The organism is Bradyrhizobium sp. 1200_D9_N1_1 (assembly GCF_052075915.1).
Taxonomy (GTDB): domain Bacteria; phylum Pseudomonadota; class Alphaproteobacteria; order Rhizobiales; family Xanthobacteraceae; genus Bradyrhizobium; species Bradyrhizobium diazoefficiens.
This window is the reverse complement of record NZ_CP197226.1, coordinates 6,394,960-6,420,308: the sequence shown is the minus strand read 5'-3', so window position 1 is coordinate 6,420,308 and position 25,349 is coordinate 6,394,960. Positions and strand designations below refer to the sequence as shown.

At 65.3% G+C, this 25,349-nt stretch carries 7 protein-coding genes; 4 read left to right on the top strand and 3 right to left on the bottom strand.

Features of this window, described 5'->3' with window-relative positions:
* Positions 1-88 precede the first annotated feature (88 nt).
* Positions 89-1,012 (top strand): LysR family transcriptional regulator, encoded by a 924-nt coding sequence (locus AB5K84_RS30855; protein WP_038966037.1) that lies wholly within the window; start codon positions 89-91, stop codon positions 1,010-1,012.
* Here the strand turns inward: AB5K84_RS30855 and AB5K84_RS30850 are convergent.
* Together AB5K84_RS30850 and AB5K84_RS30845 are read right to left on the bottom strand one after the other, a co-directional pair.
* Entirely contained in the window at positions 1,005-3,698 is a 2,694-nt protein-coding gene (locus AB5K84_RS30850) for a hybrid sensor histidine kinase/response regulator (RefSeq protein ID WP_011086033.1), read from the bottom strand. The two genes, AB5K84_RS30855 and AB5K84_RS30850, sit on opposite strands and share 8 nt — an antisense overlap.
* Positions 3,695-4,726: an ABC transporter substrate-binding protein gene (locus AB5K84_RS30845; RefSeq protein ID WP_038966049.1), complete on the bottom strand. Its 1,032-nt coding sequence runs from the start codon at positions 4,724-4,726 to the stop codon at positions 3,695-3,697. Before AB5K84_RS30845 ends, AB5K84_RS30850 begins: the two co-directional genes overlap by 4 nt.
* Positions 4,727-5,020: 294 nt before the next feature.
* Between AB5K84_RS30845 and AB5K84_RS30840 the strand changes: the two genes are divergently transcribed.
* The 3 genes from AB5K84_RS30840 to AB5K84_RS30830 all read left to right on the top strand — a co-directional run bounded on the left by AB5K84_RS30840 (position 5,021) and on the right by AB5K84_RS30830 (position 24,587).
* Positions 5,021-5,767 (top strand): hypothetical protein, encoded by a 747-nt coding sequence (locus AB5K84_RS30840; RefSeq protein WP_011086035.1) that lies wholly within the window; start codon positions 5,021-5,023, stop codon positions 5,765-5,767.
* A 72-nt stretch (positions 5,768-5,839) separates the two neighbouring features.
* Positions 5,840-22,897: a leukotoxin LktA family filamentous adhesin gene (locus AB5K84_RS30835; RefSeq protein ID WP_441232708.1), complete on the top strand. Its 17,058-nt coding sequence runs from the start codon at positions 5,840-5,842 to the stop codon at positions 22,895-22,897.
* A 4-nt stretch (positions 22,898-22,901) separates the two neighbouring features.
* Complete coding sequence (locus tag AB5K84_RS30830) at positions 22,902-24,587, top strand: ShlB/FhaC/HecB family hemolysin secretion/activation protein (RefSeq protein WP_011086037.1); 1,686 nt, start codon at positions 22,902-22,904, stop codon at positions 24,585-24,587.
* A 125-nt stretch (positions 24,588-24,712) separates the two neighbouring features.
* Here AB5K84_RS30830 and bluB read toward each other — a convergent pair whose 3' ends face one another.
* Positions 24,713-25,345: a 5,6-dimethylbenzimidazole synthase gene (gene bluB, locus AB5K84_RS30825; RefSeq protein WP_011086038.1), complete on the bottom strand. Its 633-nt coding sequence runs from the start codon at positions 25,343-25,345 to the stop codon at positions 24,713-24,715.
* Positions 25,346-25,349 lie beyond the last annotated feature (4 nt).

Genomic DNA, 25,349 nt, shown 5'->3' with positions numbered 1-25,349 from the left:
GAAATATCGTTCCGCTTTGGATTGGAGACAATCCATGCAAATATGACGTGTATGTCTACGATTTGGAAACAATCGCTGGAGCGGCAGCTTGGATAAGGTCGCTAGCCTCCGGGCCTTCGTGAAGGTGGTCGAAAGCGGCAGTTTTGCCGAGGCGGGCCGTCAGCTACGGCTGTCGCGGTCGGCGATCAGCAAATACATCGCCGACCTCGAGGAGAGCCTCGGCGTCCAGCTCCTGAACCGGACCACCCGCCACGCGAGCCCGACCGAGAACGGCCAGCGTTATTTCGAGCGCGCGGTCGTGATCCTCTCGGAGATCGAGGCCGCGGACCAGGCGGTGGCGCAAGCCCAGTCCGCGCCGCGCGGGCTGCTGCGCGTCAACGCGCCGATGTCGTTCGGCACCATGCGGCTCGGGCCGGTGCTCGCCGATTTCATGGCGCGCTATGGCGAGCTTCAGCTCCAGATCGTGCTGAGCGACGATCTGCTCGATCCGGTCCAGGACGGCTTTGACGTGACGCTACGGATCGCGGAGCTGGAATCCTCCAGCCTGATCGCGCGCAAGATCACGCCGGTGGCGCGCATGATCTGCGCCTCGCCCGATTATCTCGCGCGGCACGGCACGCCAAAGCATCCGCAGGATCTGCGCGAGCATGCGTCGCTGACCTACGGCTTCCTGCTCACCGGCAATCAGTGGAAGCTTACTGGCAGCGATGGCGATCACTGGATCCAGCCGGCCTGGTCGCTCTGCGTCAACAACGCCGAAGTGCTGCGCGACGTCGCGATCAAGGGCAGGGGGCTCGCGCTGCTCCCGGAGTTCATCGCCGCCGACGCTTTGCGGAAGGGCGAGTTGCTGACGGTGCTGGATGATTATTCGGCGCCGCCGCTCGCGCTCTATGCGGTCTATCCGCCGACGCGGCATTTGTCGGTGAAGGTACGGCTGTTCATTGATTTTCTGGTCGAGCGGTTTGGACGGGAGGATGAGGCGGGCGTACGCAGCCGCGCCGCGGCTAGCTGACCGAACGCTGTTCGACGGGCAGAAGCAATTCGTCCAGCGCGCTCATCGAAGCTTTCTGGAGGGCGGCAAGTTCGCGGGCGGCACCGTGGCATTCGGATGCGGACATCGTGGCTACCGCCAGCTCAACCTCGCGGCAGCGTTCGAACAGGCGAACGAGGCCGAGCGCGCTCGCCGCGCTGCCAAGCTGGTGTGCGGATCGCGCCAGCTGCAGGTGATCGTCGATCGCCGCAGCCTCGGCGATATCCTCGATCCGTTGTTGGCTCGTTTGCCGCAGAAGCTGGTGGAGCTTGGCGATTTGCGTGGCGCCCAGCAGTTCTTTCTGGTCGTCGAGGAAATGCCGGTCGATCAACGCGCCTGCGGCGAGCCGCACTTCTGCCGGCTGGTCCGGCGGATCGTCCTCGATCGCCTCGCGCAGGGCATTGATCAGGATCGGCTTGCTGACAACCTTGGCGATCCCTGCACTGGCGAGCCGCTCGCGTGCGCTGCGCGAGACGTCGGCGGTCACGGCGATGATGCGCGGCATCCTCGGCAGACCGAGCTTGCCGATCTGCGAGGCCGCTTCCACGCCGTCCATGTCGGGCATGTGCAGATCCATCAGGATGATGTCGAACGCCTGATCGCGGGCGAGTGCGACGGCCGACGCGCCGTTTCTGGCGATGGTGGGATGATGGCCGAGCCGGTTCAGGATGGCTTCGCCGACCTGGCAATTGACGGGATCGTCGTCGACCAGCAGCACGCGAAGCCGCCGCGACGGCGGCGGAAGCGCACCTTGCGCGATGCCGCTCGCGGCAAGGCCGAGCGGTACTTCAAGCGCGAACGTGCTGCCTGCGCCCGGCGTGCTCTCCACCGTCAGCTCGCCGCGCATCAGGCGCGTCAGCCGCCGCGCGATCGCAAGGCCAAGGCCGGTGCCGCCGAACCGCCGTGCGATGCTATCGTCCGCCTGTACGAAATCCTCGAAGATCCGCTCGTGCATGTCCGGCGCGATGCCGATGCCGGTATCGCGAACCGTAATGCTCAGCAGGATGTGATCCTCGTGCTGCTCCGCTGACGCCTTCAGGCCGATCCCGCCGCGCGGAGTGAATTTGATGGCATTGCCGATCAAATTGAGCAGGATGCGATTGAGCCTGACAGGATCGCCGTGCACGGACGTGTTGACCGTCACGTCGCTGGCGAGATCGAAGGTCAGTCCCTTGCCGAAGGCCTGTGGGCGCATCAGATCGGCGGCGGCCTCGATGAGCTGATCGAGACGGAAGTCGCGCATCTCCAGCGTTTCGGCGCTGGCCTCCAGACGGGCATATTCCAGGATGGCATCGACCAGCGCGATCAGCGTCTCGCCCGATGCGGCGGCGGTGGCGAGATGGCGTCGCTGCGCTTCGCCGAGGCTGCCGTCGTCCAGCAGTTGCAGCACGCCCATGACGCCGTTCAGCGGCGTGCGCAGCTCGTGGCTGACGACGGCGAGGAAGCGCGACTTGGTCTCGTTGGCCTGCACGGCAATGCTGCGCGCACGTTCGGCCGCGTCATGCTCGGCGAGGGCGTGGTCGCGCGCCTTCTCGAGCTCGGAGGTCCGCTCGATGACCTTGCGCTCGAGCGTCGCGTAGGATTCGCGCAAGTGCGCGGCCATCCGGTTGAACTGGTCGCCGAGCGCCTCCAGCTCGTCGCCGGTCTTGATCGCGAGCCGCAGGCCGAGATCGCCGCTGCCGATCCGGCGCGCACCCTGTGTCAGGATCTGGATCGGCACGGTCATGCGCCGGCTGAGAAAGAGCGAGACCAGCACCGCGCAGGCGAGCAGAGCGACCAGGAGAAACGTCGAGCGGCCGATCGACGCGTAGATCGGCGCATAGGCTTCGGTGAGCGGAAGCTCGACGAATACCAACCAGCCGAGCGAGGGCACCGTCGCATAGGTCGACAGCACGCGTTGACCGGACAGATCTTCCTTGACCAGGCCGCCTGACGGCGGCCCGGCGCCATCGAGTGCGGCTCGAACGTCGGCATGTCCCGAAAGATCGCTGCGGCGTAGCGCCGGCCACAAATCGGGATGTGCGATCAACAGCCCCATGCGGTCGACCACATAGGCCTTGCCGGTGTTGCCGACCCTGATCCCCGCGACGAGGTCCCAGATGAAGCGCAGATTGACCTCGGCGACGATCACATTGGGACCGCGGCCGACCCCGCGCGCGGCGAGGGTCATGAACGGCTCGGTGTCGCCGATGAAGTAGACCGGCCCGTAATAGGTCCGGCTTTCGTTGGCGCCGCGGAAGGCGGGCGAAGCGGACAGGTCGATCTTGCTGCCGACCCTGTCCGCGACACGGCGCGACACGCGCACCTGCTCGCGGCCCTGCGCGTCGAGCTCGGCAATCTCCGCGATCGCAGGCGAGAGGCGCAGGAGGCGGATCGCGTTCAAGCGCTCGTCCTCGTTCGTCGACAGCTCCGGGGGCAGGCGGGAAAGCCATCTGATCTGGTTTTCGATCTGGCCGATGAACTGGCCGATCTGAATCGCCGCAGACGCTGCCTGCTCGCGCTGGGTTGCCGCGAGGAGCTGCTTCTGCTCGCGATAGGAGAACCAGACGTCGAAGCCGGTGTTGATGGCGAGCGCGGCAAAGGCGAGGGCGACGATCGAGTAGAGATATTTGCGGAACAGCCGGCCGGGAGGCGTCCGCAAATGTCCCTGGTCGACCTGCTCGTTCACTCGCGGATCTCGTCGGCGCGTGCCAGCAGCGTGAACGGTATGGTCAAATCCAGCGTACGGGCGACCGTGCGGTTGATCAGCAGCTCGTATTTGCGTGGCGATTGCACCGGGAGATCGCCGGCCTTGGTGCCGCGCAGGATCAGATCGACATAGTCGGCCGAGCGCACTTCGAGCGTCGGCCCGTAGCTCATCAGCCCGCCCGCATCCATGAAATAATGGAACGGATAGATCGTGGGGACGCGATATTTGGCCGCTGCCGCCACGACCGCCTGCCGGTGGATCACGAGGAAGCTGTCGACCAGCGCAACCATCGCCGCTTTGGGCGGTTCGGAGAGGCGCCCGATGACTTCGTCAATTTCCGTTGGCGCGTTGACGGGGGCGGGGACCACGGAGACGCCGGATGCTGCGGCCTCTTGCTCGATGGAGTCGAGGAAGAAGCGCCCGCCGCGCGGCGTGGTCGCCGGGTTGAACAGCACACCGACGCGCGCAACGTCAGGCACGGCCTCCCGGATGAGCTGAAGCCATTTGCCGCCCATCTCGGCGGAGCTGTTGGTGAAGCCGGTGACGTTGCCGCCGGGATGCGCGAGGCTCTCCACGAAGCCATTGCCGACGGGATCGTTGGCCGTCGCGAAGACGATCGGGATGGTTTTGGTGGCTGCCAGGACTGCCGCGGTTTCGATCGTCGAGCCGGTCAGGATCACGTCCGGCTTCAGCTCCAGCAATTCCTGGACCGCGGTCTTCAGTCTATCGGAGCTGCCGAAAGTCGAACGGAGTTCGAGGCGGAAGTTGACGCCTTCGACCCAGCCTCGCTGCCTCAAACCCACGATGAGGCCGCCGAGGCGGGAGGTCGGGCTGTCGGTCATGCTCCTTCTGGTCAATTCGTCGTCGAGCGGTAATCCCGTCAGCGAGGCGACGATCCGCATGCGATCAGATGTTGCGCCGAGCGCGAGCCATCCCGCAGCGCTTGTCCCCGCAAGGCGAATGAACCCGCGGCGATCGACCGCGAAAGCGGAAGGCCGTTCGGTCATGAAATTCTTTGCATGATGATTGCCCCAAGGCGGATGCTTAGCGCGAACCGCCGGCATCCACAATTGATGAAAAAATGCGCTTGTGAATGTTCATTCGCAGCGTTTGGCAACCCGATACCGTATTCCTACGCCGCTGAGGAGTCGCTGTTTCGAGCCTTGTCTGCTCCGTGATGTTTTGTAGCGCCTTATGGCATTGCAACATTTTCCGTCTCGGTTGCGACGGCGGTTCGGAGAAGCCGATTTCGTGACTGCCGATTTTTGAAGCGTTCTTTCAAGTTGTTTCGAAGGTTCTCGATGCGCAAAATCTATCTCGTTCCGGCCCTCGTCGGCCTTCTCACCTTTGTGGCTGCAGGTCCGGTGGCGGCTCAGGGCGCCGTTCCAAAGCAGAAGGCGGCGCAGGCCCCGAAGGCTGCTGCGGCTGGGGCTGCTCCGGCGGCCGGCGCCCCGGCGGCGGCCACGACCGAGGCGCCGAGCGCCGGCGCGGATGACAAGGCAAAGTCGATCGACGGCTTCCGCTCCGCCAAGTTCGGCATGGGCGAAGCCGACGTGCGCGCGGCGATGATCAAGGACTTCAACGCCAAGCCCGACGCCATCAAGGCGCAGGACAACGCGTCCGAGCTGACGCATAGCATCCTCATGTCGGTTCCCGAGCTGCTGCCGAACGGCGGTACCGCCGAGCTCTCCTACGTGTTCGGCTACAAGTCCAAGTCGCTGATCCAGGTCGGCGCCGTCTGGTCGAAGGGGACCGACGCGGCGATAACGCCGGAAAAGCTGTTCTCCAACGCCAACATCCTGCGCGCCCATTTCATGGGCGAAGGCTTCAAGCCTGATTCCATCGCAGTCAACATGCCGGTTGCCGGCGGCATCGTGATGTTCCGCGGCAGCGACGCCAAGGACCGCTCGGTGATCCTGCTGCTCCAGGGCACGTTCGAGAACAAGGACAACAACCAGCGTGTGCTGACCCCGACCAGCCTGCTGCTGTTCTACGTGGCCGACGCCAAGAGCCCCGACATCTTCAAGCTGCCGCCCGGCCAGTTCTGATGCCGGACGCCTTCGACGTCATTCTCCCACCCGGTTGTGGATCGGCGCCAATGCCGATGAAGAGGATATGAAATGCGCGGACCATCTGCGACGCGAAACAACGATGAGCTGACGACGCTGCGGGGGCTTGCGCGCTTCCGCTCGATGTCGCTGCTCTGCGCGATGCAGATGGTCTTCCTGCCGGTGTTCAGCGTCCGCGTTCAGGCGCAGACGGCGAACGTCATCGTTCCGGACGGACGCACCGGGACGTCCTTGCAGACCTCCGGCGGCGTCACCAACGTCACGACGTCGACGGTCTCCGGCAACAACGCCTTCAACTCGTTCTCGCAGTTCAGCGTCGGGCAGGGCAACACCGTCAACCTGCAACTGCCGACCGGCACGCAAAACCTCGTCAACATCGTTCGCGACGCGCCGGTCTACGTCAATGGCACGCTGAACTCCTACATGAACGGTGCGATCGGCGGTAACGTCTATTTCGCCGATCCCAAGGGGTTCGTGGTCGGCCGTTCCGGCACGGTGAATGTCGGCAGCCTCAACGTCTCGACGCCGACGCGCGAGTTCACCGACAGCCTGATCGGCGCGGGCGGGGCGATCAACCAGTCGGCCGTCGGCAATCTGATGGCCGGCTCGTTCCCGGTCTCGCCCGACGGCAACATCCGCATCTACGGCCGGGTCAATGCGCAGGATGGCGTGCGGTTGACCGGGCAGAACGTCTATGTCGGCGGCGCCACCCAGCGCGATATCGCCAATCTCGATCATGCCGCGAAATTTGCGGCCTCCGTCAACTCCAAGGGTCTGCGCAGCGCCAGCTCGATCACCGTCAGCAACGGCTCGATCCATATCGGTGCGGTCAACAATGCCAGGGTCAACGGGCGTCTGACCGCGCAGAGCAAGACCGCAACGCCAAGCAACATCACCGTTCAGGCCGGCAACAACATCGATGTCGGCAAGAAAGCCAATCTCAACATCGCAAGCGCAAACGGCAATGCCGGAGAGATCCGCCTGAAGGCGGCGCAGAACCTGACCGTCGCGGGCGGCGCCAGGTTCGATGCCAGCGCGAAGACGGGCAATGCCGGTCTCGTCGACTTCAGCGCGAACGGGATCATCGACATCGGGAAAGGCATCAAGGTCGATCTCAGTGCGGACAACGGCAAGGCCGGCACGCTGCTGATCGACCCCACCGACGTGGTCGTGGGCGATGCCGCCCAGGGCGACTCCGGCGTGACGCTGTCGAACAGCTCCATCGCTAATGCGCTCGCCGGGCTCAGCGCGGGTGCCGACTACCTCATCCAGGCGGATCATTCCATCACGCTCGCCGCGCATGCGATGATCGATGCCCGCCGTCTCGATGGCTCCGGCCATTCGACCGGCAACGCCAACAACGTCATCATCGACGCGCCCAACATCGAGATCATGAATGGCGCGCAGATCCTGGCCCAGTCGGTCAATTTCGGCGGGACCACCTACGCCGACGGTAACGTGACGCTGAGGGCGACGGCGAGCGACATCAAGCTGTCCGGCCAGGCCACCGCCGCGACGGCGATCACGGTCGACGGCAAGATCACCGGCGGCATCATCTCGATCACCGCAACCTCGACCGCCGTGTCAAGTTTCCTGAACGGTTCTGTGGCCGGTGATTTCGCGCTTGTCGGCTCGACGCTGGCCGCCTCGCTGCTCGGGCTCAATGGCGGCTATGTCGCGGCAAGCGCCACTGCGACCATCAACATCAACAGCCATGCCGACATCAACGGCCGCGGCGATGTCACCATTTCCGCGCATGCCACGGAGACCGCGTCGGATCCGGCGGTCGCCTCCACCTTGCTTGGCAGCCTGACGCCGGTCGCGGCCGGCGTGGTCGTCGGCAAGATCGACGGCACTGCCACGACCAACGTGGCCTCGGGCGCGACGGTCAACGCCGGCGGCAACCTCGAGGTCAAGGCGCTCAACGACGCGACCATCGCCGTCACTGCCCTCGCGGCATCGACGAGCGCGCAGATCGTCCCGACGGTGGCCTATTCCAAGGGATCAGTGTCGACGACCGCCAACGTCGCGACCGGCGCGCATATTGCGGCGGGCCTGGTGAACACGAGCGGCAGCACGCTGAAGGTGCGCGCGATCAACAACAATTCCTTCTCGACCAGCGCAACGTCGGTCGCGGCACCCGGGACGGGGGCGAGCGGCGCCGTCGGCGGGGCGTTCGCCATCAGCGACATCACGACGTCCGCGACCGCGACGCTCGGCGCATCGCTCGGAACCGATACCGCCAACCGGATGAACGGCTCCGTTCTCGTTGAAGCGACGTCGGACACGACGAGCAATTCCACGATGGCCTCGTCCATCGCCGGCCTGCCGGCGCTGATCGCGGCGATCGAACGAGGACTGCGCGCCGTCACCTCGCCGACGTCGATCATCAGGGACCATATGGGCTCGCTGATGCCGTTGAGCTTCGATTTCAAGGTCGCAGGCGCGCTGTCGCTGGCCAACAGCAGCCAGAGCGCGACCGCTGCGATCGCGCAAAATCCGAGCGGCGGCGCGCCGAGCATCTATGCCAGCGGCAACGTTGCCGTTGCCAGCAATGTCATCGATCGCGGCGTTCGCAGCAATGCGACGTCCAGCGCGATCACGAAGGATCCGGTGTCCGGCGAGAGCACCGCGATCAGCGCGGCCGTCGCCTGGGGCAATTTCACGCATAATTCAAACGCCTATGTCGGCAATGGCACACTGATCAACGCAGCGAACATCGCCGTCGATGCCACCACCGAACTGCCGATCACCAATTCCTGGCTGAAGTGGGATGGTTTGGGCGCGGTGCTGAGCCACCTCAACGGCAATCTCGGCGTCGGCGGCAACATCCTGACCAGCTACGCCAATGCCACCGCGGACGCCGGCGACACGATCGGCATCGCCGGTTCGCTGAATCATTTCGTCGTGAACAACAACACGACGGCGTGGGTGGCCGGAAGCGCGAGCCTGACGGCGACCTGCGCGACCGCGGCCTGCGGCAGTGGCACCGGCTGGTCGGTCGGGATGGACAATGGCGACGTCCATACCTACAACGCCAGCATCCAAATCGCGGCCACCACGACCACGGCGTCGATCGACGCCGCCGGCAATGTCGGCACGCTCGGCTTCCTGTTCGGCAACACCTCGGGCGGCTCCTCCGTCGGCGGCGCGCTCAATCTCGTCCAGTTCAACACCAATACCATCGCCGGCGTTTCGGACCGCGCGACGCTGCGTGCGGCGGACGACATCGCCGTCAACGCGATCACTTCAGACCGGTTCGTCGCTGTCGCACCGTCGTCCGGCAAGGCTGCCGGCACGCTGGCGCTGAATGGCATCACTTCGCTCGGTTTCCTGAACAACACGACGCACGCGTCGATATCGAGCCAGGCCACCGTCTATGCACCGACCGTCGGCATCCTGGCGCAGCAGGATCTGTCGGTCGTGACGCTGTCCGGCGCGATGAGCTATAACGGGAGCGGCGGTTCGGCGGTCGGCTTGTCGGTCGCCTATCTCGGCGCAAATACCGACACCGCCGCCTATGTCGGCGACAACCATTCCGACATCCGGCCCGGCGTGTTCAGCTCCAACGATCCGTTCGCTGGCACCAGCGGCGGAAGCGGGGCGGTCAATGTCGACAATCTGACACTCAGCGCGACCACGTCGGGGCGAATCACCGCGGCCGCCGTGGCGGCAGCCGTCTCCGACCCGGCGTCGTCGAATTTCTCCGACAAGGCAGGCGCTGCCGGCGCCGCCTCGACCGGAGGCACCGCCGGCGTGACGACGGCGGCGGGCAAGATCGGTTCGACCTCGGGATCGAGCACCAGCGGCTTCAGCCTCGATCTCGCCGGCAGCTCGTCGGTGAGCGACGTCTCGCTCGGCACCAGCGCCTATATCAAGAACACGACGGTCAACAAGTACACCACGACCAGCGCCGTTCTGACCAATACGATCGTTCAGGCGCTCAACGACACCATGCTCAACAATGGTTCCGGCTCGGCGGCGCTCAATCTGGCCGGAGGGTCCGCCCAGGGGGCTGCGATCGGCGGTGCGATCGCGGCGGCGATGTCGAACAACGCGACACTCGCCTATATCTACGGCACCACCGTGAACAACCAGAGTTCGGTGACGGTGCAGGCGCTCAACGGCGGCTCGGAGACCGTCGTCGCCATCGGCGTGGCGGGATCGAAATCCAACGCGGCGTCGCTGTCGGCCTCCGTCGGCATCATCACGGACAGCGCCAACGCCTATATCGAGAGCTCGACGATCACGGGGCAAGCCACCGGCGTCAATCGCGCGCTCGAGGTCGACGCCTACCAGACCACGAACATCGCGATCGGCGGCGGGTCGCTCTATATAACCGGTGGCCAGGCCGGCGTCGGCATCGGGCTGACCTACGCGTCGATTGCCGATCCCACGGGTGGGAACGCGACCGACGCGCATATCCGCAGCACCTCGATCTCGAACTACGACACCCTGCTGGTGATGGCCGACAGCGCCAGCGTGATCGCGGCCGGTGCGGCCTCGGGCGGGGCAGGGTCCAACGGGCTTGCCGGCGCGATCGTCGTCAGCGAGATCTCGCCGACCACGACGGCCTATATCAGCAGCGGGGCCACGGTGAGCATCGACGTTGGCCGCGTAACGGTGCTGGCGGACAGCGGCGCAGTGTCGGCGCTGGATACGGCTCTCGGAAACCTCGTCAAGAAGTCGAACAACAATCATCTCGCCGAGGACACCTGCACGGTCGCCGGCGGCACGGGCGGGCAGAACTGCATCGACTTCGGCGCGGCTGCGCTCAATGACGGCGCGGGCAACGGTCCGGGCGCCAGCATCGTCTCCGTTGCGGGCCTGATCCAGGCCGGCAAGAACAATGTCGGCGCCTCGATCGTCTACAACACCGTTGCGACGACGCACTCGGCCTATATCGCCAACGTCCTGATGACGGCCGGCAGCAACGGCAATGTCAGCGTGAGCGCGATCGATTCCTCCAAGATCCAGGCTGTCACGATCGGCTTCGGCCTTGCGACCGGACAATTTGCCGGCGTCGGTGGCACCACGATCAGCAGCATCTCCAACACCGTCTCCGCGGCCATCGGCAACAACCAGTCCAGCACGACGCAATCGTCCGTCACGGCCAAGAACATTTCCGTCAGCGCGACCGACAATTCCAGCATCACCGGAACCGCCGCCATCGCGGGGGCGTCGACGCAAGGAAGCGCCGCGGGTCTGGCGCTCGTCTACAGCAGCATCGCCAACAACGTCAGCGCCGGCGTCACCGGCTCCAAGCTGACCGCCTCAGGTAATGTCGCGGTCGGTGCGAACTCGAACGCCAGCATCTCGACGGTCGCCGTCGGTATCGCGATGTCCTCGCAGGTCGGGCTGGCCGGCTCGGTCGCCACCAATCTGATGGGGACCAACGTCACCGCCAGTATCACGGCGGCAGGTACCAACGGTATCAATGGCGCCGACGTCATCGCCACCAACAACGTCGCCGTGATCGCCGGCAACAACGACAAGGTTGGCGTGTTCGGCGGCGCGGTGTCGATCAGCAAGGGGGCGGCGGGCGGCGCGGGCTCGCTGGTCACCAACCAGATCACGGGAACCACTGCGGCCTATATCAGCGGCGCGAACACCAAGGTCGACGCGCTCGGGACCAGCAGCACCGATACGCTGTCGGTCAACAACGGCTCGCTGGTGCATGCCTTCGATCTCGGCACCGCGCACGCGCCGACCGACACCACGCCCGACCTCACCGAGAACCAGGACACCGTGCGCGGCCTTGCCGTGGTCGCGAGCTCGCACCAGGCTGTCGTGACCAACGTCGCGTCGGTCGCCGCGAGTGGCGGCATCTCGATCATGATCAACCCGATCACTAACGTGATGAGCGGGGCGACACGAGCCTATATCGACAGCGCGTCCATCGACACGCGCCTGACCTCGTCGACGCTCAAGCCGCAGATCGAGGTGGCCGCATCGAGCTTCTCCTATTCCGGCGCATTCGGCGCAGGCATCGCCTACGGCAGCAGCGGCGGCGGTGGCGCGACGATTGTCTCGACGACGATCTCGCGCGAGACCTTCGCCTATATCACCAATGCCACGGTCGGCGGCGTCCAGTCGTCGAGCGCGACGTTGGGCGCCGTGACCGTGAAGGCCAATGCGGAGCAGGATGCGTCCTCGATTGCGATCGGCTTCAACAGCGGCTCGGTCGGCCTGAACGTCTTCCAGGCGACCACGGAAGCCTATGTCGACGGCGGCGCGCTGACCGCTTCGTCGCTGACGGTCAACGCCAACAACAACACCGGCATCTTCTCCGCGAACGGCTCTGGTGCCTATGGCAGCCAGGCCGCGATCGGCGCGGCGTTCCTGGTCCAGGTCTCCTCGAACCGGACGCTGGCCTATGTCGGCGATGAGTTCCGCTATCAGGGCAATGGCGCCGCGCACACCACCGCGCTCAATTTGAGCGGTGCGCTCGACGTCGAAGCCAAGACCAAGAACCGCTTCGAGGCCTATGCAATCGGTGGTGCGCTCTCGACGGGCACCGCCGCGATCGCCGGCATGGCGAACATCGAGGTCGCCAACAACAACACCATCGCCGGCGTCTACGACACCACGCTGCAGGGGGTGACGGGCGGTGCGGCCGGCGCGGTCACGGTCAACGCCAACGAGGACGTCGCGATCAAGGAGATCGCGGGCGCGCTCGCGGTCGGCGCCAGCGGAGGAGGGGTCGGCGTCGGCGCTGCGGCCAACGTCATCGTGTTCAAGAGCCGGACCGTTGCCGAGAGCTGGAACAGCAATCTGAACTCGTCAGGCGCGATCAACGTCAACGCGCTCAGCACCAAGGAGGTGCTGTCCTACGCGGTCACCGCCGGCATCGGCGGCAGCGCCGGCATCGGCGCGACCGTCGGCGTCATCATCATCGGCACCAACACCGCGGACGCCGACACGCAGGGCCAGCAGACCGGCCAGCTCAACCAAGGTGGCAACGGCACCATCGCGTCCGTCAACAGCGGCACCAGCAACACGCATGGCAGTGGTGCCGTCGCGAGCGGCACGGCCGGCAATCCGAACAGTGCCAATGTCAGCTCGACCTACGACGTCAGCAATATCCTGAGCGGCGGCAATGACGCGGTCATCGCCCAGATCGCGGGCGGCAACGTCACGGGCACGCAAGTCAACGTCTCGGCCACCAGCGCCAACGCGGCCAAGATGTATCTGCTCGGCGCGGGCTTTGCCAAGAATCTCGGCATTGGCGCCGGCATCGGCTACACCAGCGTCAACAGCACCGTGGTCGCCAACCTCAGCGACTACGGACGCAACGGCGCCGGCGTGCTGGTGGCCGCGGATACGCCTTTGGCCGTCGCGGCGCCCGCCGTCAACGTCCTGGCGGTCGTCAAGGATGCGACCGACGGACCTTATGCCGGCAAGACCATCGATACCGAGGCGATCGCCGGCGGTGCGGCGCTTTACTTCGGCGCTCAGGCCTCGGTGGCGGTCGGCAATGTCAGCAACACCGTGGTGGCCTTGCTTGGCGGCCAGATCACCGGCACGGGGGGCAACGGCGTCGCCGTCCTGGCGCAGGATTCAACGAGCCAGGTCGTCTTCACCGGCGGCGCAAGTGCCGGCGCCGTGGCCGCCGGCGCTTCGGTCGCAACGGCAAGCCGAAACAGCTCCGTCACAGCGCGGGTCCTGGACGACGCTACCGTCAACACTTCGACATTGGGTGTCGGGGCCTCGGGCGCTGGCACCTTGACGACGACGGCAACGGCGCTCTCGGGCGGTATCGTCGCCGGCGCCGGCGCGGATGCAGAGGCCCACGAAAACTCGGGCGTGCTCGCCGAGATCGGATCCGGCGCAGTCATCACCACGTCTGCGACCGGCGACGGCACGCTGGTAGGAGCCGCGATCAAGCCGAATCTGTTGAGCGAGGCGATCGGCGTGTCGGTCGGCGGCGGCGCGGTCGGCGTCGCCATCGCCCAATCGACCGTCGGAGCCACGGTCACGGCCGATGTCGGTGACAACACCAGCTTCTCGGGTGGCAAGCTCGCCGTGACCGCCATGGCGCTCGTCCCCATCATCGGCACGCAAACGAACGGAACCACGACCACGCCGATCTATGGCACGACGACCTGGGCCAAGGCGCTCGCCGGCGGCGGCGGCTCGCTGATCGGCGCGCAGGGCAGTTTCGCAAGGGCCTCCGAAAACGCGACGGTCAAGGCCTATGGCGGGGCGGGAATCCGGCTCCCCAATGCCGACGTGTCCATCACGGCTGAAAACGACAGCTCGCAATATGCCGAGGGGACCGGGCTTTCGAGCGGCTTCCTGGCCCTCGGCGCCACCGTGGCCCAAACGTCGTCGGACGCGAAAACCTACGCCTATCTGGGCGCGCCCGCAGATATGGACGCCCTGAACCGCGCCGCCTACACCGGCAAGCTCACGATCCAGGCGGACGGCAGGGACACGAATTTCTCCAACGCGATAGTCGGCGCGGGCGGTACCTATGCCGGTGCGGCGGCGGTCGCCACCACCAGCTCGACCGCCGTAACCAATGCGCGGTTCGACGGCGGCTCGACGGACGACACGCTCTATCTCGGCGGCCTCACGATCAAGGCGACGCACACCACGAATTACGCCGCGAGCGGCGACGCCTATCAGGCGTCCACGGCGGGCGTGTCCGCCGGCAAGACCAGGAACGACGTCGACTCCACCACGACAGCCGAGATCGGGACGCATCTGATCATCAACTCGGCGGCCGGCGACATGGTCGTCATCGCCAACGACATCGTCAACCAAGCCGGCGGCGGCGCGCGATCGGGCTCGGGCGGCTCATTCTCGGGAGCGGCGGCGCTGAGCGAGTCCTTCGTGACCCAGCGCGTCAATACCAATATCGGCGCCGGCACGGTGCTGAGCCTCAACGACGATCCCAGGACCTCGACCGCGGTGATCAACATCGAGGCCTACAACACGCTGAGCACCAACGATACCGCGAGCCTCGCCACCGCCAGCTTCTTCGCCGGCGGCGGCGCCGAATCCAACATGACGGCGAATGCCACGCTCGCGGTCAACATCAACGCCCGCGAGCTGTTCAGCGCCGGCAAGATCTATGTCGGCACGGCCGCGAAGATGGCGGCGGCGAACAACGCCAATGCCAGCCTCTACGGCGCGATCGCGGGCGTCGGCGCCAGCACCAACAGTTGGGTCCATGCCAACCAGTCCGTCAATGTCGGCGACAACGCGAAGATCGTGGCCTGGCGTGACATCACCATGTATGCCGGCCTGTCCGGCGATGGCACCGTCTTCAGCAGCGTGCAGGCGACGGCGACGACGGTGGTCTACAACAACACCGCCATTCCGATCTCGGCGCTCTATCGCGGCACGGCCAATGCCGACGACACCACGAGCCTGACGCTCGCTCCGACCTCGAGCATTCTCGGCGCGCGCGACATCTATCTCGGCGCCACGCAGGGGCAGGTCACGGCCACCGGCAACGGCAGCAATTACAACCCGTATCTCGACATCTTCAGCGCCAAGAACAGCGAAAACCACAGCCACACCAGTGGAACCGGCGACGTCGCGCTCAACGGCCGGGTGGTTGCTGGCGTCAACAACGATTTGACGATCACGATCAATCTGGGCGCATCCACGCCGACATTGAGCACGACCAGTCCGGACTCGACGCTGACCAACGGCTCCTCGTCGGTCCTCGAGTCCGTCTCCGACGTCAACCACTTCAGTCCGGTGATGAGCTGGAACCACCAGACGGTTCAGTACACTATCGTCGGCAACTTCAATCCTTACGATCTGGTCGTCAGCCAGCTGGCGACGCTGACCGGCCTGACCGCGACGCAGGTCCGCGCGCAGCTCGCGGCGGCGACTCCGACGGCGCCCGCCATCATGTCGCCGTCCGGCACCGATCCGACCGGCGACATCCAGCGGCAGATCGACACGCTGATCAAGCAGGCGCCGTTCACCTCCGACGCGCCCGGCAACGCCTTTGCGTTCGGCGACATCCTGGTGTCCGCCGGCAACGTCTCGATCCTGGCGCAGAAGCTCACCGGAAACAGCGGCACGAATCCTGCCGCGCCCGCGGTCATCGCGCGCAGCTCGCCATTGATCAAGATCGAGAACAAGGGCCTCGACTTCATGAGCCTGGGCAACCTCACGGTCACCGATGTGACCGGAGGTAACATCACCTATCGCCAGATCGACCATGTCGACCCGGATTCGCATTCCAATGTGACCTTCACCGCGATGCCGAGCGCGACGCCGGTCATCGACGTCTCCGCCACCTACAACCGCCTGGATCCCGACTCCGGTCAGGGCATTGACCAGAACGGCAACGTGCTGACCCGCACGCCCGACATCTATTTCAATGGCGCCGTTAACAACGCGAACGGCCTGCTCAAGATCATCAACAATCTCGGCAGCGTCGTCGCATCGCAGTCGCTCAGCGCCGCGACCGTCCAGATCGTGGTGCCCAAAGGCACCTTCACCTTCCTCGGCGGTATCGGGAGCTTCTACGACAGCGGCAGCGCGGTCACCTCGCAATGGGCCACCACTGAAAACAGGCCGGAAGACACGCTGACCGCGGTGATGACGGCGGCGACCTATCTCGGCGCCTACGGCGACTACTATACCGCTCCGCATATCGCTTCGGGAACCGATCACCCCTATTTCTATTACTGCTGCACCGACGGCAGCCACGGAGTGTATCAACCCGTCGGCAACGCCGACGCCAGCACGATCTTCACCGCGCGCATGCTGATGACGTATTACGACGGCACCTCGCTCTATTCATCGATCTTCCTGCCGGTGGGCAGGGGTACGCCTGGGAACACCAGCACTCCCGATGCCGGCAGCGTGCCTGACATCGCGACCCTCAAGATCATCGAGGGGCAGTCGCAGGACTCGGCCAATGTCGTGCTCGCGCAGTGGAAGAAAACGACTTATGACGGCCGCAACGTCTACACCGATAGCGGTCCGTACAAGACGCCGTTCAACTGTGCGTCAGCCTGCGACAGCTCGGGCTTCTTCCAGGTGATCAACATCCAGCCGGATGCGATCACGCCGAAGACCGCGGATTCGCCGGCCACCGCGACAGCCACCCGGACCATCAGCGGCCAGGCGGTCATCATCTCGGCGTCGGTGATCAACATCAACGGCATCATCCAGGCCGGCTCGAGCAGCAACTACTCGGTCAACATCGGCGCCGCTGCGTACGATGCCATCTATGGCAGCAACGGCCTCAAGAATCGCAACGGCGGCGCGGATTTTGCCGCGGCCCAGGCCAATGCGCGGAACGGCGTCTATTACGACATCTCGGGCTCCGTGACGGCGTCGGCCAGCGGCGACGCCAAGATCGGGGTCAGGTACAACGCTCTCACCGACCAGCTCATCCTGAATGGCGTGGCGCAGGGCGCCGGCGGCTACGTCTACCTCAACGGCAAGATCATCTCGACCTCGACCGACAACACCCAGACCCAGGGTAACATCGAGATCAAAGGCGGCGCCGGCACGGTCGCCGTCAACAACACCAGCGGGCTCCAGCTCGTCACCAACACCATCAATACCAGCGTCACTGCCCAGAGCGTGGTCGAGATCGTCGACCAGCTCAAGGGGAAGACGACGTGGTGGGTTTACGATCCCAAGGCTGCAAGCAGCCAGCAGGTGTCGCGGTACGAGACCAACAGTGTCACTGCGGCCGCGATCGACCCGTCGATGCTTACGGCCAGGACCGGTACGGCGGGCGTCCAGTACGCGACGCAGGAGAACATGCTCTATCAATGGGTCGACACCGCGACGCTGGATCGTCTACCCACCAGCACGCAGTTCGACTATGGCTGGAGCTTCACGCCCAATCAGGTCACCGGCGAGAACTGGACCCGCTCGACCAACCTGGTTTCAGGCACGCAGAGCAGCAACTATCAGAAAGTCACCACCGCCACAGGCAGCTATCACTGGGCGGGAGGCGTGAATCCGGATGGGAGCCCCGTTGGACTCAACACCCATTCCAACGCGTGCTGCGGCGCGGACGCCCAGTACAACTGGTACCAGGCGATCTATGATCACCTGACGCTCACGCTGACCAACACGGTCAAGGCGTCGAACCCGATCAACATCAAGTTCATCGGCGGCAGTAGCAGCGACGTCGTGGTCAATTCGACCTCCGGCATCGTCATCAACGGGTCGATCAACAACCAGCAGGGCACGACGACGCTTGCCGCCACCGGCACCAACTCGTCGATCACCGTCGGCGCCAATGCCAACAACCCGGTGATCTCGGGGACGAGCGTGACGCTTCGGGGTGACGGCGGTATCGGCACGCTCGGCACCACCAAGGCGCCCGTCCAGGTGCAGCTCTATGGCGGCAGCCTGACCGCGAGCTCGATCGACCGCGACATCGCGATCTCGGCCATCGGGGCGCTGTCGATCAACCAGGTGAAGGTGAATGCCGCGGGCGCCACGCCGCAGGGCAACGTCTTCCTGTCGGCGACCGGCGACATCAACTCGGCTTCCGCCTACAACGTCGCCAACCCGGTCGTGATCGGCAAGAATATCGAGATCAACTCCACGTCCGGTGCGATCGGCGCGACGAGCGCCGTTGTCAACAACGCCTCCACCCTGACCAATATCAATCCGCTGGTGATCCAGGCGACGGGGACGGTTCAGGCGAGCGGCGCCGTCGATGGCGGCGTGCTCGACAGCTCTTCGGCCACGGGCACCTACATCATCCAGTCCAAGGGCGACCTTCGCCTCGGCACGATCCAGTCGACCGGCGGTCCGGTGTTCCTTGAGGCTGCCGGCTCCGACGGCAACCAGGCCAGCATCCTGAACGGCCGGGCGGCGGTCGGCCTCACCCAGGCGCAGAGCCAGCATCTGCAGGATGTCTGGGCCAGCCTCGACCTGCTCAGCGGCAACGCCGCCACCAACGCCGTCAACAGCTACCAGTCGATGGTGACGTCGGCCTATAACGACTACTTCCAGCTCAGGAACATCGCCTTCCCGAACGGCAGCACCTACAATCCGACCTCAGTGGGGCAGACGGTGCTGCGGGCGCAGGTGGCGGCCAAACTCGGCATCGACCCGGCCGACGTCACCACGACGCAGATGAAGACCGAGGCCACGACGCGGTTCCTGCGGGATCAGTTCCTGCTCGGCAAGATCACCACCGACGAGCTCAAGACCTCGCTGACCAGCCTGCTCGGCAGCGCTCCTTCGGATCCGCTCGGAACGCTGTTCGGCAGCTCGCTGTCGTCGACCCTGTTCACCAAGTTGTTCGACGGCGTCTCGACGGCCAATCAGCGCATGCCGACCAATACGGCGCTGCAGACGGCGCTGAACGCCTATAATGCGACCTACAGCTACACGCTGGCCTCGACCGAGCGGGTCTACGGCATCATCACGGCGGGCTCGCAGTGGACGCAGAGCCAGCTCGCCTACACGGTGTCGTCGTCGGCCGTCGGCGCGGCGCCGCCGCCGATCGACGACAACGTGGTCGCCAATGTCAGTGCGAACCAGATCATGCTCTACGCGCCGCGCGGCTCGGTCGGCAATTCGGCGGCGCCCCAGACGTTCACCTTCACCAGCGTCGATGCCTCCTCGCTGACGCCGGAGCAGAGGGGATTGCTGGCCACCGCCGGTCCGGGCCAGCTCACCGTCGGTGCGGTCACCGATCCCACGACCCATGTCACGACCTATACGGTCAGCCTGTCGCAGCAGAACCTCGTCGTGGTCGACAACCCGATCGCGATCTCGGCCAAGGCGCTGACCAACATCTACCTCGGCAGCAAGAACAGCCTCGCGCTCGGCGGCGTCGCCGCGAATTACGGCCCGATCGCGGCCGCGCAGGCTGGCGGCATCCAGGTGACCGGCCGCGGCGACGTCAAGCTCGACGCCGTGACCAGCATCTTCGCCAATGTGAGCGGGCCGGTCATATCAGGTGATATCGGCAACCTGACCCTGATCGCGGAGCGCGGCAATGTCGGTGCAGCCGGGGCCGCCGGAAGCAATCCCGCGACCAACACGAACGCGCTTCAGATCGCGTTCGCCGATCCGAGCAACGACCAGCTCGACCAGGTTTCGTCGGCGCAGGGCATCCACGTGAAGCAGACCACCGGCGATCTCGTCCTCGGCAATATCGCCGCCGGCAATGCGATCCAGCTCGCCGCGACGGGCAGCATCTACGCCGAATCCGACTTCACGGATCGCACGGCGATCCACATCCTTGGCACCGACCTCGATCTGCGCGCCGGCGGCAACATTGGCTTCAACGGTTCGACCTTCCAGCCGCTGCAGGTGAACATCTCGGGCGCGGTGACCGGCTCGGCGGTCGGCGACCTCAGCATCCTCGCGGTCGCCGGCGATCTGATGGTCGGCACGAGCGGCGCCTATGGGGCGCTGACGGCCGGCGGCGCACTGACGCTGAACGTGCCGCGCGGCGCGCTCACCATCAATACCAGCATCACCAGCGCTGGCCTGATGCAACTGCTCGCCAACCGCGGCATGACCTTCGCGGCCGGCACCAGCGCGGCGCCGGTGGTTGCGACCAGCAGCTCGGGCGGCGTGACGCTGGTCGGCGCGACGCTGTCGATGGGCGCCTATTCGGCCATCAACGCGGCTGGTGTGATCTCGGTGACCACCACGGGGGATGCGACGATCGGCCAGGTGAATTCGTTGCTGTCTTACGCGGCGGCCTCGAACGCGCCCTCGATCATCGTTACCGCAGGCGGCGTCGCCTCGCTCGGAGCGATCATCGACAACGGCGACGGCCAGACCAAGTTTGTGGCATCCGGCGCGGGCGCCGGGGTGTCGCTGAACGCGTCGAACGGCATCGGCAACGCGACGAGTCGGTTCACGCTCAACGCGGTACGGCTGTCGGCGAGCGCGAGCGCCGGGGGCATCTACCTGAAGGCGCTGACCGACACCGAGGCGAGCCTGCTCTCCGCGGTGAAAGGCAACGTGGACATCATCGGCGCCGGTGGGCTAACGCTCGACCAAGTGCTGGCGGGCACCGCGACCGGCGCGAGCGGCAGCTTCAGCGCGGTCGCCAACAACGGCAGCATCGTCATCGGCACCGCCGACAGCAGCGGCTCGCAGACGGTCCATGCCGGCCAGAATGTGACGTTCAAGTCGCTCGCGACCACCGGCAACAGCGGTGACGTCGGCAACATCAATGTCACCGCCGACAACGGCTTCATCCTGGCCCAGACCGTGACATCAGGCGGCGTGACCACCCTGGGCGCGGTCTCGGCCAACGGCTCGGCGACGCTGCTTGCCGCCACGACCATCACCGGCAACACGCTCGCTACGACGACGGGCTCGGCGCTGCTGACGGCCGGCAGCGGCCCGATCAACTGGAATACGCTCAACGTCGGCACGACGCTGGGCGCGATGGCAAGCCAGGGCAGCATCACCTTCCGGACCGCGCAGAGCGGCGGCACGCAGACCATCCGCGCCCGCGACAACGTGACCTTCAACGCCCTGACCGCCACGGGCATCACCGGCGATGCCGGCAGCATCAATGTCACCGCTGACAACGGCTTCATCCTGGCGCAGACGGTGACGTCGGGCGGCGTGACGAGCCAGGGCTCGGTCTCGGCCCATGACTCGGCGAGCTTGGTTGCCGCCACGACCATCACCGGCAACACGTTCGCCGCCACGACCGGCGCGGGGCTGCTGACGGCCAGCGGCGGCCCGATCAACTGGAACGTCCTCAACGTCGGCACGACGCTGGGCGCGACGGCGAGCCAGGGCAGCATTGCGCTCCAGACCGCGCAGAGCGGCGGCACGCAAACCATCCGCGCCCACGACAGCGTGACGTTTAACGCGCTGACGGCGACGGGCATCAACGGCGATGCCGGCAGCATCAACGTTACCGCCGACAACGGCTTCATCCTGGCGCAGACGGTGATGGCCGGTGGCATGCCGACGCTGGGCTCGGTCACGGCCAACGGCTCGGCGCGGCTGATCGCGGCGGGCACCAACACCGGTCATAACCTCACGGCCTCGACCGGCAACGCGGTCCTGGGCGGAACGGTCGTTCATTGGGATAATCTCAACGTGGGCGGCACGCTCGGCATCACCGCGACCGCCGGAGGGATCACGGTTGGCACCGCCATCAGCGGCGGCACGCAGACCCTGCATGCCGTGAACGACATTGTCTTCAGCCAGCTTACCACGACGGGTATCCCGGGCGATGCCGGTGACCTCGACGTCAAGTCCGACACGGGCTCGCTCCGCGGCGGATCAATCTCAGCGCACGGCGATACACATTTCGAGGTGGCCGGATCGGTCTCGTTCGACCGGATCAGCGGCGACACCGTCAAGATGACCTCGTCGGGTGACCTGACGATCGGCTGGGTCAGCGTCGTCAGGGAGCTCGATCTTGCGGCAGACACGATCAACGTCAGGGGCGAGCAGATCCGCTCGAACCCAGCGGTCCCGCTGATCATGAACATCACCGGCTACAACGGCGGCGTTGCGAAGTCCGCCAACATCTCGATCGATCCGGACAGCATCATCGTCAACCAGTTCAAGGTGGTGGACGCGAACTTCTTCACCGATGCGCACGCCGTGACGATCCTGAACGGCTATGTCCCGGGCCAGCTCCTGCTCACCACCGCCACGCAGCAGGTGTTGCTCAACAACCGCACGCTGGCGCCGTCCAACGGGCCGACGATCCAGCTGTACCAGCCGGACGGCGTGTTCACGATGAGCCAGGTCGGCAACGCCAATGTCAGCAATGCCTATGTGGTGTTCTACACCGGCGACATCTCGGCAACCGTCACCAATTACGGTCCGAACCACATCTGCTGCAGCAACTTCACCGGCGCCAGCATGGTGCGCAACATTTCCGTCGACGGCGAGGGTAGCGAGAGCATCGAGACCTGGCTCGCGAAGAAGGACGGAGGAACGTTCTACCTGCTCGGCCTCTCCGGCCAGGCGCGTCTCGATGCGCTGCTGACGCCGCGACCGGTCGAAACCATCGGTTCCGGTCCCGCCGTCAATATCGAGGGGCTGAGCGACATGCGCAAGCTGCGCCGCCAGGGGCAGCGTACGGGACGTCAGGGCTGGAAGGACGCCGCGATTGAAACAGCGAAGCCGGCCATTGGTCGCCTCGCGGAAGCGTGGTAGCGGGATGCGGATTCTGGGGGCAGCATTGGGGGTCGGGCTGGCAGCTTGCTGCATTGTCTCCGCGCGCTCCCAGTCGATCAATCCCGGCGTGATCCAGAACGACGTCGACCGGCAGCGCCGGCAGCTCGAACAGCAGAGCGCGCCGCCCAAACTCAACGGGCCGGCGGTGATTGGCGGCGAGCGGGAGAAGTCCCAGCTGTTGAAACCGGGCGGGCCGAAATTCCGCCTGCGCAAGGTGGAGTTTGACGCGTCGAAGTTCATCACGCCCGCGGAGCTCGACGAGATCGCGAAGAAATATGTCGGCAAGGATGTCGACATCGCCTCGCTGTTGCAGCTCGTCGCCGACATCAATGCCATCTACACCGCGCGCGGCATCGTCACCGGCATCGCGACGCTGCCCGATCAGGATGCCAAGGGCGGGGTGGTCAAGATCAAGCTGACCGAAGGCCGGCTCCAGAAGACGACCATCGAAGGCAACAAGCAGACTCGCACCGACTACATCCTTCAGCGCGTCAAGGAGCCGGAAGGCGAGGTCCTCGACGTTTCAAAGCTCAATCGCGACGTGATCTGGTTCAACCGCACCAACGATGTGCAGATCAAGGCGCTGCTCCAGCCCGGCACGAGCTTCGGCCTGACCGATCTGCAGTTCGCTGTGATCGAGCCGCCGATCGATACCTTGCAGCTCTTCGTCGACAACCAGGGCGTGGAGAACACCGGCCGTTGGGAAGGCGGCACGTTCTACAAGCGCCACGGCCTGTTCGGCGTCGACGACCGCCTGACCTTCTACGGCGTCCGCTCCGACGGCAATCTCAACGGCAACGCCGCCTACAGCATTCCGGTCAATCCCTGGGGCGGCCGCGTCGGCGTCAGCTACACCGAAGGCAAGATCAAGATCATCCAGGGACCGTTCGTCGCGCTCGACGTCACCGGACGCTCCAGCCAGGCCGCGATCAATTTCAGCCAGCCGATCTGGGTGACACAGAACTGGCTGGTGCTGTTCAACGCCGCCGAGACCGAGGGCAAGACGGTGAGCCGCTTCGCCACGGTCGCCGTCACCGACGATCATTACGACAAGGCTACGGCCGGATTTTCGGTAACCAATTCCGGCAACAGCTATTCGATCACGGTCTCGCCGGCGGTGAACTACATCGCGTGGCAGGACCACGTGCTCGGCAACAACCGCGCGTTCAACACCTATACCGGCTCGTTGATCGCGACCAGCGCGGCGGGACCGGCGAATTTCAGCGCCAACGTGCTTGCGAGCTGGCAGTACACGCAGGAGAAGCTGCTGCCGGGCGACCAGATCTTCTCGATCGGCGGTCCGACCACCGTGCGTGGTTATCCCTCCAACTCGGCGTCCGGCGACAGCGGCTATTATTTCAACGCCGAGCTGCACTACAATTGGTCGTCATGGCTCAAGGGCTTTGACACCTACGTCTTCACCGACTGGGGTGCGGTATATTCGACATTCCCCGGCGTCACCGAACTGGGCTCGGTCGGCGTCGGCTTCTCCTGGACCTACGCGCCGTTCATGACCTTTGAGGCAAACTACGCGACGCCGCTGAAGATGGCGGTCTCGACCCAGAACCACTACGAGGCCTATGGCCGCATCATCTTCCGGCCGCTGTTGATGTTCCAGAAACAGGAAAGCGTCGCGCCTGTGGCGGCGGTTGCTGGCAGCAAGTCGTAGTGGCAGGTTGCCTCTCTCTCAGTCGTCATTGCGAGAAGCTCTTGCGACGAAGCAATCCAGACTACCTCCGCGGCAAGATTCTGGATTGCTTCGCTGCGCTCGCAATGACGGAGGAGGGCGCCGCCCTAGCGCCGCAGCGTGAATTCGTTCGCGCTTCGCCGGTGCTCCCATTTCGCCTGCTCCAGCTCGGGCTGGTCGCATTCGACTTCCGGATAGCCGATGCAGAGATAGGCGATGAATTTCCAGGTATCAGGCACGTCGAGAATGGTGTGGATGCGATCGGGATGCAGGATCGACACCCAGCCCAGGCCGATGCCTTCCGCACGCGCGGCGAGCCACATTGCGGTGATCGCCGCGACGACAGAATACTCCGTCGTCTCCGGCATGGTCGCGCGCCCGAGGCCGTGCCCGGTGTCGCTGGCCTTGTCCGCGAACACGGCGAGGTGGCCGGGGGCCTGTTCGAGGCCCGACAGCTTTAGGGTGGCATAGCGCGCGGCGCGTTCACCGGCATACGCATTCAGCGCGTCGCCGTTGCAAGTCCTGAAATCGTCGATCACGGCAGTGCGCCGTGCGGCATCGTCGACGATGACGAAGCGCCAGGGTTGGCTGAGGCCGACCGACGGGGAAAGACAGGCCGTCTCAATCAGGCGTTCCACCGCGCCGTCCGGCAAGGGATCGGTGCGAAAGCGGCGCACGTCACGGCGCCATACGAACAGCTCGCGCAAGTGTTGGCGGAAGGTGTCGTCGAACTCGACCATGAGG